Genomic DNA, 13,507 nt, shown 5'->3' with positions numbered 1-13,507 from the left:
CTCAGGCACGCAGGGGCTCCGATTCGGCTCGGGTCGGGGCCGGCGCCCCGGATACGTCGCCCCCGTCCGGCGCGTCGCGCCGGCTGGCGGGCAGGCGCACCGTCACGCGGGTTCCGCATCCCTTGCCGCTGTCGTAGGTAATGGTTCCGCCCAGTTCGCGGATGTACTGGCTGGTTTCGTACACGCCCAGGCCCATGCCGCCCTCCTTGGTGGTCTGGAAGGGGCGCGACAGGCGTTCGCGGATGAACTCCGGCGTCATGCCGCAACCGCTATCGCGGACTTCGAGGGTGACGAATCCGTCCTCTTCGTCATGCAATTTCAATGCGACATTACCATCGTCAGGCGTGGCGTCGAGGGCATTTTGCACAAGATGGCCCAGCACCCGCTCCAGGCGGTCGCCATGTGCGACAACCTGCACGCTCCCCTGCTCCGGCAAGGCCAGTTCCAGCGGCGGACGCTGGGTGCGCTTGGTGCTGCGGATGCGTTCGACCAGCGCGCACAGGTCTACCGCCCGGGTCGCGTCGATCGAGCGCTTCTCCTGCAACTGGCCCATCAGCGCGCGCATGCGCGACTCCACATGGGCGACGGTTTCCAGCATGTCCTGCTGGAACTCGGGGTTGTCACGGTGGCGTTCGGCGTTCTTGAGCATCAGCGACAGCTGCGCGACCAGGTTCTTCAGGTCGTGCACCACGAAGGCCGACATGCGGTTGAAGGAATCGAACTTGCGCGCCTCGATCAGCGCCTCGGTCACCTGCATGCGCGCCAGATAGCTGGCGGCCTGGCGCTGCGCGGTCTTGAGCAGGTCGAGCACCTCCCAGTTGATCTCGAACGGCGCCCGCGGCGCATTGAGCACCACAAAGCCCACCAGCCGCCCGCCCGACACGAGCGGAAGCACCAGCCAGGCGTCCTCCAGGTGCAGCAGCCACGCCGGCAATTCCAGCCCCTCGTAGTGCGAGCGGCGCACGCGGAACTCTTCCAGGTTCACCACCCACTCCCGCTCGGCCAGGAAGGCGCACAGGCTGCCGCCCTCCTCCTCCACCGCGTCGCAGGGCGGCGAGTTGAGCCGCGAGTGCTGCGGATAGCGCCCGTCGGCAGTGCGCAGCCACAGCCCGCCACCCGGGCTTTCCACCAGGTCCGACAAGGCCTTGATCACCGACTGGCCCAGATCCAGCCCGTCGTCGGCGGCGGACAGCGCCTGGGTAAAGCGCAGCCACTCGTTGCGATAGTCGTAGCGATAGGGAAACAGGTGCTTGTTCACCAGCACCCGCAGGCGGGCGCGGCTGGCCCCCGAACCGACCAGCAGGCCGAGCATCAGCAGGCCGGCGAACAGCAGCGCGGTCTGCAGCGCCCGCCCCCAGTCGCCGCCCACATAGCGCACGTAGTAGCCGGCCCCGGCGATCACCAGCAGATAGGCGCCGGCCACTGCCAGCGCGGTGGAATGGAAGACGATCTCGCGCGACACCGCGATGCGCAGGGTCCATGAGGGATTGCGCGCCGCCGACACCGCCACCAGCGGAATCACCATCGCATGCACCAGGCCGCGCACCGACCACACGTCGGCATCCAGCCGGGCAAACAGGAAACCGTCGGCGAAGAAGTACAGCTCGAACATCCAGCTCGCCGCCAGCCCCAGGCACAGCGGCTTGAGCGCCCAGCGCGAGTCGCGCGGCAATCCGCGGAAAACCTGCTCCACCAGCACCAGGCCGAACACCGCGGCAGCAAGGAAGACACCCAGCGGCAGCTTGACCGCATCAGCCGCATCGTCGAATAGCAGTTCCGTCGGCACCAGCACCGCGGCCAGCATCGCCGCCGACGCCGCTGCGGCAAGCAGCACCGGCCAGCGCCTGCCCGCCGCCCACAGCGGCTGGAGGAGCACCAGCAGAAAGGCGTACCAGGCCACCACGCGGAGGACTTCGAGCCCCCCAGCAAGACGCAGCAGCAGGCCGCCCGGGGAGGCGGCCAACAGTGCAGAGCAGGCGGCCCAGGCAACGCTGGCCGCCACCGCCAGCAGCAGGGCACCCCCCGCCCGTCCGCCGCGCCAGGCGCGGAGCAGGTACAGGGCAAAGACCGCATACGCCGCCGCGGCGACACCATAACCCCAGACGGCAACGACCGAAGATTCAGAGAACATCATGCATCCAGGATCTGGCTAGGGTCCGGCCCGGAGCCGGACGGCGGATCCGCTGCGTGCCGCCGGCCGTCAGCGGGCGCTGGTCAATGGGCGCCCTCGCCGGTCAGCACCACCCGGACGGTCTCCACGAGGATCAGGATGTCGAGCACCAGCGAATGGTTCTTGACGTAGTACAGGTCGTACTGGAGCTTGTTGACCGCGTCATCCACCGACGCGCCGTACTGGTAACGCACCTGCGCCCAGCCGGTCAGGCCCGGCTTCACGCTGTGGCGCACCGCATAGAAGGGAATGTCACGGGTCAGCTGATCGACGAAGAAGGGGCGCTCCGGGCGCGGCCCGACCAGGCTCATCTGCCCGGACAGCACGTTGAACAGCTGCGGCAGTTCGTCGATGCGCAGACGGCGGATCAGCCGGCCGACACGGGTCACCCGGTCGTCGTCGGCGGCGGCCCAGCGCGGTTTGCCGTCGCGCTCGGCGTCGCGGCGCATGCTGCGGAACTTGATCACCTTGAACACGCGGCCCGCCTGCCCCACGCGCTCCTGCCGGTAGAACACCGGCGCGCCGTCCTCGAGCAGGATCGCCAGCATGGTCAGCAGCATCACCGGCATCGCCAGCAGCAGCAGAACCGAGGCCGCCAGCAGGTCGAAGCTGCGCTTCACGAAGGCGCGCGCCCGCCCCTGGCGGAAGCCGTCGCCGTAGATCAGCCAGCTCGCCTTGAGCGAATCGATCCGCACATGGCCCGAAGTGCTCTCGTAGAAGCTGGACAGATCATGCACCGCGATGCCGTGGAGCTTGCAGTCGAGCAGTTCGCGCAGGGGCAGCACCCCGCCCCGGCGCTCGCGAACCGCCACGATCACCTGGCCGACCCGCAGCTTGCGCGCCACGTCGAGCAGACTCGTCCCGCGGCCGACGATGCGCTGCGGATCGATCCGGTCGGCGTCGCTGTCGTTCGGCAGGTAGAAACCCACCAGTTCCATGCCGCTGGCCGAAGGGTGACGCAGCACCTGTTCCACCGACGCGGCCTCCTCACCGCCCCCCACGATCAGGGCGCGACGGGTGAACAGCGCGCGCTCCTGACGCCGGTTGAGTGCGCCGCGCATCGCCAGCACGCCGCCCAGCAACAACAGCACGGTGACCTGGATGGCCTCGGTGGCGAAGTAATCCCACGGCAGCACCAGGAAAACGCCGTAGGCCACCGGCACGCTCACCGCCACGCCCAGCAGCACCCGCACCAGCGAATCGCGCGGCGAACCCGAAAGCGGCGGGCGATACAGGCCCAGCGCGCTGTTGAGCGCGATCATCGCCACGGCGAACAGCACCGCAGACGGAACGATCAGCCGCCAGTCGACCTTGGCGGCGTCGAACTGGAACACCACCGCGACGATGACTGCCACGCATAGCAGCACCGCATCGGTGAGGATCTGGAACAACGTGTGCGACGGAAAATAGTGGCTGAAAACCTTCAGCATGGTCTTTCCTCCCTGACCAGCATTGATGCGGGCAGACCGACGGAATCGATTGCCACACCTTAGACGGCGCCACTGGCTGCCGATGTTAAACGCGTCACGCTCCCCCACGTGAGCCGATGCAATCGGATTGCAAGCGTCTAATCCGACACGGAGCCGACCGACCGCGCACCCCCGCGCACCGACCGATCCCGCCACGGCAAACCCGGCTGCCGGGCATTGGCTTCTTGCCCTGCAGATCAATACTGTATATTCTTACACCACTTCATGAGCAAGCGCTTGCTCGCCTCGTTCGCCTCATCACAGCCTTCATCGCACCCAATCCTTTCCGGAGCACTCACATGGAACGCTGGATCAACGCCCTGCCCGCCGCTTGCGGCATCTGCGCCGGCCTGCTGATCGGCACCGGCCACCCCGCCCAGGGGAGCCTCATCGCCCTGCTGGGCGTCGCCGCGGTCTGGGCCCTGCGAGCGCGCAACCAGCAAGCGCACGACAGCTGAACTCGCTATCTTCTTCATAGCCTCCCAGGGCTTCCCCTGCGATCCCTTTGACGCTAGAATGCGCGGCTTCCACGGACAGGTGGATGAGTGGTTTAAGTCGCACGCCTGGAAAGCGTGTTCAGGGTAATACCCTGACGCGGGTTCGAATCCCGCCCTGTCCGCCAAGAGATTCTGCAAAACCCGCAAAGCCACAGGCTCTGCGGGTTTTTGTTTTTTGCCGAGTCACCATGCGGGTTACCACCGGGCCGCAGGCAACACGCCTCACCGCAACACCGACCACCCCGACGACAGCGCCTCGGCCTGCTGCAACACCGTCTGCACCGCCGCGTCCTGCAGGTCGGGCGGGTAGCCGTACTTGCGCAGGATGCGCTTGACCAGCACCCGCATCCGCGCGCGCGCCGAATCGCGGTGCGCCCAGTCCACCGTCACGTTCTCGCGCAGGCTCATCAAGAGTTCATGGGCGATCAGGCGCAGCTTGTCGTCACCCAGCATCTGCACCGCGCTTTCGTTCTCGGCCAGTGCATCGTAGAAGGCGATCTCCTCGTCGGACAGGCCGGACTCCTCGCCGCGCTGGCGCGCAGCGCGGATGTCCTTGGCGAGCGCGATCAGCTCCTGCAGCACCTCGGCGGTGGTGATGGCGTTGGCGTGGTAGCGCGCAACGGCGTCTTCCAGGCGCTCCGAGAACGCGCGCGTCTCGACCACGTTGGCCTTGGATCTTGAGCGGATGCCGTCGTTGAGCAGCTTGCGCAGGGCTTCCAGCGCCAGGTTCTTCTTCTCCATCTGCTGCACTTCGGCGAGGAACTCGTCGGAGAGGATGGAGATGTCCGGGCTCTTGATACCCGCAGCGGCGAGGATGTCCACGATCTCGGTCGATACCACCGCGCGGCTGACGATCTGCTGGATCGCCAGTTCGCGCTCCTGCCGGGCCGCACCGGAGGCGGTCGCGCTCTTGACCAGCGCGGCGCGGATGGCCTGGAAGAAGCCGACTTCCTCACGGATTTGGCGGGCCTCGTCGGAAGCCGAAGCCAGCGCGAATGCCTTGGACAGCGCCAGTACCGCGTCCTGGTAGCGGCGATGGGCGTTCTTCTTGCCTTCCGGGGTCTTTTCGGCCGCGGCCAGCTTCTGCTGCAGGGCGAGTATCCACTCGATGGCGCCGGCCATCATCGCCAGGCGCTGCAGCGGCGTGCCGCCCAGCGCTGAGAGATAGTCGAAGCCGTGGTACATGTCGCGCACCACTTCGTACTTCTCCAGCAGCACCGCGACCGCCTGGGCCTCGTCCACGCCGGTGTTCTCCTGGTCCTTCCGGGAATACTGCTGCAAGGCCGACTTGAGGCTTTGCGCGATGCCGATGTAGTCCACGATCAAGCCGGCCGGCTTGTCGCGGAACACCCGGTTCACCCGCGCGATCGCCTGCATCAGCCCGTGCCCCTGCATCGGCTTGTCCACGTACATGGTGTGCATGCAGGGCGCGTCGAAGCCGGTCAGCCACATGTCGCGCACGATCACCAGCTTGAGCGGGTCCTGCGGGTCGCGCGCGCGTTTGGCGAGCAGATCGCGCCGCGCCTTGTTGCCAATGTGCGGCTGCCATCCGGCGGGGTCGGAGGCGGCGCCGGTCATCACGATCTTGACCGCACCTGCCTTGTCGTCGTCGCTGTGCCAGTCGGGGCGCAGCCGGATGATTTCGTCGTAGAGCTTCACGCAGATGCGCCGGCTCATGCACACCACCATCGCCTTGCCATCCAGCGCCGCCACGCGGTCCTCGAAGTGGGCGACCATGTCCTGCGCCACCAGCGCCAGGCGCTTGTCGCTGCCCACCAGGGCCTCCACCGTGGCCCATTTCTGCTTGAAGCGCTCCTGCTCGGCCTCGGAGTCGTCCTCGGTCAGCGCGTCCACCTCGGCGTCGATCTTCGGCTTCTCGTCCTCGTCCAGTTCGATGCGCGCCAGCCGCGATTCATAGTAGATCGGCACCGTGGCGCCATCCTCCACCGCGCGGCTGATGTCGTACACGTCGATGTAGTGGCCGAACACCGCCGGGGTGTTCACGTCGTCCGCCTCGATCGGCGTGCCGGTAAAGCCGATGAAGGAGGCGTTGGGCAGCGCATCGCGCAGGTACTTGGCGAAGCCGTAGGAAATCTCGCCGGTCTTCGCATCCACCTTGGCCTTGAAGCCGTACTGGCTGCGGTGCGCTTCGTCCGCAATCACCACCACGTTGCGCCGCGTGGTGAGCGGCTCGCCCAGCTCGCCGAACTTCTGCAGGGTGGTGAAGATCACCCCGCCGGAGGCCCGGTTCAGCAGCTTCTGCAAGTCCTCGCGGCTCTCGGCCTGCACCGGCGTCTGGCGGATCAGGTCGCGGCACATCGAGAAGGTGGCGAACAGCTGGTCGTCAAGGTCGTTGCGGTCGGTGAGCACCACCAGGGTCGGATTGGCCATCGCCGGGTGGCGGACCAGCTGCCCGGCGTAGAAGGCCATCAGCAGGCTCTTGCCCGAGCCCTGGGTGTGCCAGATCACCCCCGCGCGCCGGTCGCCCTTGGGCTGCGTGGCCACGGAAGGCAGTCCGTAGTTTGCCGGGTCTTCGGCCACCCCTTGCACCGGCGCCGAAGCGCGCAAGGTGGACGCCACCGCATGCCGCACCGCGTGGAACTGGTGATAGCCGGCAATGATCTTGGCCAGCCCCGAGCCAGTCTCGCCGAACACGGTGAAATCCCGCAGCAGGGACAACAGCCGGCCCTGCTCGAACACGCCTTCGATCAGCGTGGACAGTTCCGGCGCGCCCTTCGGCGCCACCGCGCTGCCGTCGGTGGTGCGCCAGGGCATGAAGCGCTCCAGGTCGGCCGAGAGCGAGCCCACCCGCGCCGCGATGCCGTCGGAAGTCACCAGCAGCGCATTGCTGTGGAACAGCGCCGGAATCTGCTGCTTGTAGGTCTGCAACTGATTGAAGGCGCCCACCAGCGTGGCGTTGTCGCTGCCCGGCGCCTTCAACTCGATCACCGCCAGCGGCAGGCCGTTCACGAACACCACCACATCCGGCCGCCGCTTGTTCTGCCCGTTGATCACCACGAACTGGCTCACCGCCAGCCAGTCGTTGCGCTCAGGGTGGTCGAAGTCGATCAGCGCCACCTTGCCGGCGGTGAGCGTGCCACGCTGCTCGCCTTCGGTCGCGTAGTACTCGACGTCCACGCCTTCGGTGATCAGCCTGTGCAGGCGGCGGTTTTGTTCCAGCAGCGCCGGCAGTTCGGACTGCATCAGCTTGCGCACCGCGTCCTGCCGCGCCTCAGCGGGCAGGCCGGGGTTCAGGCGCACCACCGCGTCCTCGAAGCGGCGCCGGAGCACCACCTCGTCGTGGCTCTCGCGCTCCGGGCGGTGCCCGTCGGGGCCGATGTCCTCTTCCCGCTCGATGCGGTAGCCCAGCGTGCTCAACTGCTCCAGCAGCGCCTGCTCCACCGCGGCCTCCGACAGAAACGCCATCGCCTACGCCTCCTTCGTGCTGCCCGGCAGGGCGAGCATGTTCTCGATCAGGCGGATCATCACGTCCTTGTTCCTGGCGTCGGACTCCGCCACCAGCAGCGCCAGCGCCGCCAGGCCCACGTCGTTGATCACCGCTTCGCCGTTGCGGACCAGGCGCCCGTTGCGCGCCAGGAAATCCACGAACAGGAAGGCGCCGCTGCGCTTGTTGCCGTCCGCGAACGGGTGGTTCTTGATGACGAAGTACAGCAGGTGCGCGGCCTTGGTCTCGACGCTGGGATAGGCCGGCTCGCCGAACACGCTCTGGTCGAGATTGCCGAGCAACGCGGCAAAGGCGTCGCCGCGCTCGCGCCCGAACAGTTCGGACGCCTCGCCGCGCGCCATCAGGTCGGCCTTCAGCCGCGCGATGGCGCCCTGTGCTTCGTCAAGCCGAGGCAGCACCCCGCCCGGGCTGCCCGCCGGGGCGGTCAGCAGCCCTTCGTCGTAGCGCTGCAGCCACAGGAAGGTGTGGGTGTAGCGCGCAATCACATCCACCAGCCCGCGGCCCTGCTCGGCGGTCAGCGCCTCGCCCGCGGCGGCCTTGCGGACCAGTTGCAGCGCGGCTTCCAGCTCGGCGGCGTTCTTCTCGAAACGCTCGCGGTCCAGGCTGTAGCCCTGGGTCAGATGCTCGCGCAGCACGCGGTTTGCCCACTGGCGGAAGCGCGTGCCCTGGATGGACTTGACCCGGTAGCCGACCGAGATGATCACGTCGAGGTTGTAGAACTTCACCGGTTTGTCCGAGCCGGCAATGTGCAAATTTTGCACATTGCTTTTCTCGTCCAGCTCGCCCTCGGCAAACACATTGCGGATGTGCTTGGTGATCACCGAGCGTTCGCGGCCGAACAGCAGGCCCACCTGCTCCTGCGTGAGCCAGACCGACTCCCGGTCCAGCCGCACCTCGACGCGGGCCTTGTCGCCTTCGTAGATGACGATTTCGGACGTTGGCTTCACAGGCCGCGCTCCTTGAGGAAGGCTTCCGCATCCGGCACGCGCAACTCGCCGGAGATGAGCTTGGGAAGCAGGGTGTCGCGGAGTTGGGCGAGCATCGCAATCGCCTCGGCATTGGCCTTGATGCTCTTGAATGCCGGCGCGACAACGCGCGAGAAAGCGTCCCATACCGCTTCATTCGAGGGCGCCGCAATCTTGAATGCGGCCACTGAGTCAGCCTGAACACGCTGCCGACCGGAGGTGCCGGTCATGCTCCGGATGGCCTGCTCTCGAAAAGCCGCGTCGCGTGCCAACAAGTACCCGAATTCCGGCGGCACGGAAGCCTTGGAGCGCATCACGATGTACTCAGTGGAACCCCAGCCCACGGCGTCATCCGGCAGGCACTGGACAAACGCCGTCTTGCCGTTCTCCAGGCACGGCGTAATCCGGGCCAGCAGAGTGTCTCCGTTGCGAAAGCGCATGCCACTGCCGAACGGCCGCGATACCGGCGGCTCAGGCCAACTTCCTGACGTCGGGAGTGCGGCCATCTCGATGTATGGTGCCTCCGTCCCCTTTCGCAAAGGCTCGGACGGGTTGAACTCGATGAGTTGGCTTGCCCGTGTGTATTCCCACCCCTCCGGAATCTCCCCCAGCCCCGACTCGACGAGCCGGTCGGGAAAGAGGTCGTAGAGGTGCGCGGGCAGGCCGGGCAGCGATTGGCCGCGCTGCCAGCGGCCCTCCAGCTTGGCGCGCACCGGTTCGAAGTCCACGAACCACGCCTTGAACAAGGCACGGGCCATCGCCTCCAGCGTCTCGTTCGCGCGCCGGTTGAGTTCGATCTTGTCGTCCAGCGTGCCGAGGATGTGGGCGATGGCGCGTTGTTCGGCTAGCGGCGGCAACGCCACTTCGACTTTGCGAAGCGCAGAAACATACAGATTCTTCTGCACGCTTCCTTCCGCGAGAACTTCAATATCCGTGCGCTTCAGAAGCAAGCTGTAGAACACAAAACGTGTGTCCACCACGTTCGTTGGCTTGATATTGATGACCGCACGATTTCCGCACATGAAATCATCAAGGATTCCAAGGCGGCCAATAGTTCCCGATTTACTGATTGCAAGCGTTCCCGGCGCAAACAGTGTTGCGCTCTTCCCCGCACTACGAAATCCTTTGTCGGTCAGGCGACGTGAAGTGTCGTATACCCGGCCGTTGTTCAGATCCACTGCACGAAGCCACTTAATGTCGCCGTCGAAATAGGACGGGTCCGATTGGGAAGGATTCACATAGCCTTCTTGAAACGTCGCAACATCTGAGAGCTTGGTAGTCAGCCACTCACTCGCCATACCCAAGCTCCCTCAGGTTGGTCTCGATCTCCGCATCCAGCCGGGCCGCTTCCGCCCGCTGCGCCCGCCACTGCGCCGACAGCCGCGCCATCTTCTCTTCGAAGGGTTCGCCGTCTTCCTCCTGCTCTGCCGCGCCGACGAAGCGCCCCGGCGTCAGCACATGGCCGTGCTTGCGGATCTCGTCCAGCGTGGCGGACTTGCAGAAGCCGGGCACGTCCGCGTACTCGCTGGCGCCGGCTTCCCCGCGCCAGGCGTGGTAGGTGTCGGCGATCTTCTGCACTTCTTCATCGGTGAGTTCGCGCCGGGTGCGGTCCACCAGCACGCCCATCTTGCGGGCGTCGATGAACAGCACCTGGCCGCGGCGGTCGCGCAGGCCCCCGTCCTTTCCATGCGCGGGGTTCTTGTTGCGGGCCAGGAACCACAGGCAGGCGGGGATCTGGGTGGAGTAGAAGAGCTGGCCGGGCAGCGCCACCATGCAGTCCACCACATCGGCCTCGACCATGGCGCGGCGGATCTCGCCTTCGCCGGACTGGTTGGAGCTCATCGAGCCGTTGGCCAGCACCACGCCGGCGGTGCCGTTGGGCGCGAGGTGATGGAAGATGTGCTGCAGCCAGGCGTAGTTGGCGTTGCCCACCGGCGGCGCGCCGAACTTCCAGCGCGGGTCTTCGCGCAGGCGGTCGCCGCCCCAGTCGGAGATGTTGAACGGCGGGTTGGCGAGGATGAAGTCGGCCTTGAGGTCGCGCAGCTCGTCCTTGTGGAAGCTGCCCTCGTTGTTCCAGCGGATGTCGGAATCGATGCCGCGCACCGCCAGGTTCATCTTGGCCAGCCGCCAGGTGGTGTAGTTGGATTCCTGCCCGTAGATGGCGATGTCGCCGATGCGCCCGCCGTGCTCCTGCACGAACTTTTCCGACTGCACGAACATGCCGCCGGAGCCGCAGCAGGGGTCGTACACCCGGCCGGCGACGCCGCGCGCGGGGTCGGGCAGCGGTTCGAGCATCTCGACCAGCACGCGCACCACCGAGCGGGGAGTGTAGAACTCGCCGCCGCGCTTGCCTTCGGCGCCGGCGAACTGGCCGAGGAAGTACTCATACACCCGGCCGAGCACGTCCTTGGAGCGGTCGCCGGCCTCACCCAGCGCGATGCCGGAGATGAGGTCGATCAGCTCGCCCAGCATCACCTTGTTGAGCGCGGGGCGGGCGTAGTCCTTGGGCAGCACGCCCTTGAGCGATTCGTTGTCCTTCTCGATGGCGCGCATGGCCTCGTCGATCAGGGTGCCGATGGTGGGCTGGCGGGCCGCAGCCTGCAGGTGCGACCAGCGCGCCTCCTTTGGCACCCAGAACACGTTGTCGGCGAGGTATTCGTCCTTGTCTTCGGCAGCCTGCGGGTCTTCGGCGAGCAGCGCGCTGTGTCTGGCCTCGAAGGCGTCGGAGATGTACTTGAGGAAGATGAGCCCGAGGGCGACGTGCTTGTAGTCGGAGGGCTCCATGTTGCCGCGCAGCTTGTCGGCGGCCTTGAAGAGTTCGGCCTCGAAGCCGAGGTTGCCGCCGTTGGCGTTTCTGCCGCTGTTGCTGGTCTTGCTGGTCTTGCTGGTCTTGCGTTGTGCCATCGTGGTTTTGTCTTGGGGCTGAACTGTTTGCGCCGCGCGCACCGGCTCGCCCGCCGGGGGCGGTGCGTTTGCGTCCGTGGCCTGCGCGCGGCGCACCGAACCGCCGCGCCCCTGCCCTTTAAGCAGCACTCCCTCGGCCACCAGGGCACCGTGGGCCTGCCAGTAGTCATCTTCGCCGATCGACAGCCCCTCGGACTGCAGCAGGGCTTCGATCTCGCGGCGCAGCGCGGTGTTGCCGATGGAGGCGCCGTCGGCGGGCACGATGGAAAGCATCGCGCGCTTGACGCGATCTTGCAGGCTGGACACGGAAAGGACTCCCTGGACGTCTTGTACGCCGCCGCGGAGGGCAGCTTTTGGGGGTCGATTATGGCGTGCGGGGGCTGCATCTGTCATGCAGCGACAGGCTTCCGGCCGTCGCCGGGCTTGTCATCCGCCGACTCGACGTTGCGGGCGGCGACAATGCGCCTCAGCTTGGCAGGCTGAGTACGAATCGGGCTCCGCCGCCCGGCAAGTCGCGCGGGCGGTGGATGCGTCCATCACTCCGGCACGCAGATCCGTCCCTGCAGGGCCGCGAGCACGGTCTTGGCCACCAGCAGGGCGACGACTGCGCTGAGCACCGAGATCAGCGCCCAGCCCAGGTTCAGGTAGAAGGCCCCGCCACCGTGCGCCGCCATCTCGAAGGTGGCGATGGTCATCGCCGCGAGCGGGAAGGAATAGGCCCAGGCGGAGATGAAGAAAGGCAGCCGGAAGAAGCGCAGCGCATTGCTCGCCAGCAGCAGGGTCAGGAACAGGGCGACGAAGTACAGCACCCGGGCAAAGGGGTCGACGCTGTCGGTGAGTGCCACGTAGGACAGAAAACCCACCGCCGGCGGCGCGATCAGGATGAAGAGCGTGGGCGTGAGCCGGGCGGGCAGCGGCTCGTGGAAGAACAGGCGATAGAGCACGATGGTCATCAGCACCAGCCAGAACACCAGGCCGATGCTGAAGAAGAACCAGCTGATGTCCGCCGGGGCGAGCTTCACGCCCGCCACCGGCACCAGGATGTTGCCCACCACCGGGATGAACCAGGCCGGGTTGGCGTGCTTGATGTCGTAGTGGGTGTGGTGGATCCAGCTGCCCATCGCCCACAGGGTGAAGGCAAGGTGCATGGCCGCCCCCACGCCCCACATCCACTGTGCCGCGCCCGGCGCCGCAGCGGCCCAGGCCGTGGCCAGCAGCAGCAGGCCGATGGAGATCGCAGGGAAGAAATTGAGCCTGACCGGATGGCGGCGCTCTGCGGCCACCTCGCCGGGATGGCGGACGATCTTCAGCGCATACACCGCAAGCAGGAACAGGTACAGGCCGCTTGCCACCCAGCGCAGCAGCTCGCCGGGCAGCCCGGGGGCGCCGCCGACGTGCTGGGCCTTGAGCCAGGCCAGCGTCAGCCCGGCCATCCCCATCACGGTGGAAAAGAGCGCCACCGGGAAGTGGGCCAGGCGGCTGCCGGAAGCGGCATCGGCAGGCGGGACGGCAGACAGTTCAACGGACATGGATCGACTCTCCTGGCAGCGGCATGATGGAGCGGCACGTGCGTGCACGCGGTGTTGCCAGGATTCGGAATCAAGTTGCGTGCCAGCGCTTCGGCACAGGAAGCGGCGCTTCAACTGATTGTTTTCACTTGCTTTTCCGCTCAAGGCCCGCCACAGCATGCGGGCACAACTGCCACGCGTGGCATTCCCGGCTGCCACCATCGGGCGCTCTGTCAGTCACACCACCGGCCGATGCCTGCCACAGAGCCGCGGCGCCCAGGGCGCGGTGCGCCGTTCCTGAAAGGCACGCAAGAACAGTCGCAGGGCGCGCACGCACAAGCTCAGCAGCCCCAGCAGGAAGACCAACGCGCTCCAGATGCTCAGCACCAGCATCAGCCAGAGCCCGTCCGGCAGGCTGGCAGGCGCCGCGGTGGCAAGCTGGAAGGCCAGTGGCACGCACAACAGTGCCAGGCTGCAGAAGATCTCACCGAACAGTTCGTGTCGCATCGCGTCCTCTCCGTCGTCGTT

At 66.7% G+C, this 13,507-nt stretch carries 9 protein-coding genes and 1 tRNA gene; 2 read left to right on the top strand and 8 right to left on the bottom strand.

What is annotated here, in order from left to right; genetic code table 11:
* Position 1 precedes the first annotated feature (1 nt).
* The gene (gene prsK, locus IAI53_RS03515) at positions 2-2,131 is read right to left on the bottom strand and encodes an XrtA/PEP-CTERM system histidine kinase PrsK (RefSeq protein WP_222948221.1); all 2,130 of its coding nucleotides are present in this window, start codon (positions 2,129-2,131) and stop codon (positions 2-4) included.
* 83 nt (positions 2,132-2,214) lie between these two features.
* A complete protein-coding gene (locus IAI53_RS03510) occupies positions 2,215-3,600 on the bottom strand; it encodes a TIGR03013 family XrtA/PEP-CTERM system glycosyltransferase (RefSeq protein ID WP_187716753.1) in 1,386 nt (461 codons plus the stop codon).
* A gap of 338 nt (positions 3,601-3,938) precedes the next feature.
* On the opposite strand from IAI53_RS03510, the gene IAI53_RS03505 reads away from it, so the two are divergent.
* A complete protein-coding gene (locus IAI53_RS03505; RefSeq protein ID WP_187716752.1) occupies positions 3,939-4,097 on the top strand; it encodes a hypothetical protein in 159 nt (52 codons plus the stop codon).
* A 73-nt stretch (positions 4,098-4,170) separates the two neighbouring features.
* Positions 4,171-4,261 (top strand) — tRNA-Ser (locus IAI53_RS03500).
* A 97-nt stretch (positions 4,262-4,358) separates the two neighbouring features.
* On the opposite strand, the gene IAI53_RS03495 is transcribed toward IAI53_RS03500, so the two are convergent.
* The 6 genes from IAI53_RS03495 to IAI53_RS03470 form a co-directional block, all read right to left on the bottom strand.
* Complete coding sequence (locus IAI53_RS03495; protein ID WP_187716751.1) at positions 4,359-7,562, bottom strand: type I restriction endonuclease subunit R; 3,204 nt, start codon at positions 7,560-7,562, stop codon at positions 4,359-4,361.
* 3 nt (positions 7,563-7,565) lie between these two features.
* Positions 7,566-8,549: a virulence RhuM family protein/type II toxin-antitoxin system death-on-curing family toxin gene (locus tag IAI53_RS03490; protein WP_187716750.1), complete on the bottom strand. Its 984-nt coding sequence runs from the start codon at positions 8,547-8,549 to the stop codon at positions 7,566-7,568.
* Positions 8,546-9,865 carry a restriction endonuclease subunit S gene (locus IAI53_RS18560; RefSeq protein ID WP_187716749.1) on the bottom strand — a complete coding sequence of 440 codons (1,320 nt, stop codon included), beginning with the start codon at positions 9,863-9,865 and terminating at the stop codon, positions 8,546-8,548. Before IAI53_RS18560 ends, IAI53_RS03490 begins: the two co-directional genes overlap by 4 nt.
* Positions 9,855-11,777 (bottom strand): class I SAM-dependent DNA methyltransferase, encoded by a 1,923-nt coding sequence (locus IAI53_RS03480; protein ID WP_349771885.1) that lies wholly within the window; start codon positions 11,775-11,777, stop codon positions 9,855-9,857. The genes IAI53_RS18560 and IAI53_RS03480 overlap by 11 nt, the downstream gene beginning before the upstream one ends.
* Before the next feature lie 230 nt (positions 11,778-12,007).
* On the bottom strand, positions 12,008-13,000 hold the full coding sequence (locus IAI53_RS03475; RefSeq protein ID WP_187716748.1) for an SLAC1 anion channel family protein: 993 nt from the start codon (positions 12,998-13,000) through the stop codon (positions 12,008-12,010).
* A 216-nt stretch (positions 13,001-13,216) separates the two neighbouring features.
* The gene (locus IAI53_RS03470; RefSeq protein WP_187716747.1) at positions 13,217-13,486 is read right to left on the bottom strand and encodes a hypothetical protein; all 270 of its coding nucleotides are present in this window, start codon (positions 13,484-13,486) and stop codon (positions 13,217-13,219) included.
* Positions 13,487-13,507: the final 21 nt, after the last annotated feature.

It is taken from the genome of Thauera sedimentorum (genome assembly GCF_014489115.1).
Lineage (GTDB): Bacteria > Pseudomonadota > Gammaproteobacteria > Burkholderiales > Rhodocyclaceae > Pseudothauera > Pseudothauera sedimentorum.
Note: the sequence above shows the minus strand (reverse complement) of the source record. Positions and strands in the feature narration are given on the sequence as shown.

Coding starts and splice junctions, on each gene's coding strand:
- prsK (WP_222948221.1), bottom strand. CDS start 2,131: ATGTTCTCTGAATCTTCGGTCGTTGCCGTCTGGGGTTATGGTGTCGCC.
- IAI53_RS03510 (WP_187716753.1), bottom strand. CDS start 3,600: ATGCTGAAGGTTTTCAGCCACTATTTTCCGTCGCACACGTTGTTCCAG.
- IAI53_RS03505 (WP_187716752.1), top strand. CDS start 3,939: ATGGAACGCTGGATCAACGCCCTGCCCGCCGCTTGCGGCATCTGCGCC.
- IAI53_RS03495 (WP_187716751.1), bottom strand. CDS start 7,562: ATGGCGTTTCTGTCGGAGGCCGCGGTGGAGCAGGCGCTGCTGGAGCAG.
- IAI53_RS18560 (WP_187716749.1), bottom strand. CDS start 9,865: ATGGCGAGTGAGTGGCTGACTACCAAGCTCTCAGATGTTGCGACGTTT.
- IAI53_RS03475 (WP_187716748.1), bottom strand. CDS start 13,000: ATGTCCGTTGAACTGTCTGCCGTCCCGCCTGCCGATGCCGCTTCCGGC.
- IAI53_RS03470 (WP_187716747.1), bottom strand. CDS start 13,486: ATGCGACACGAACTGTTCGGTGAGATCTTCTGCAGCCTGGCACTGTTG.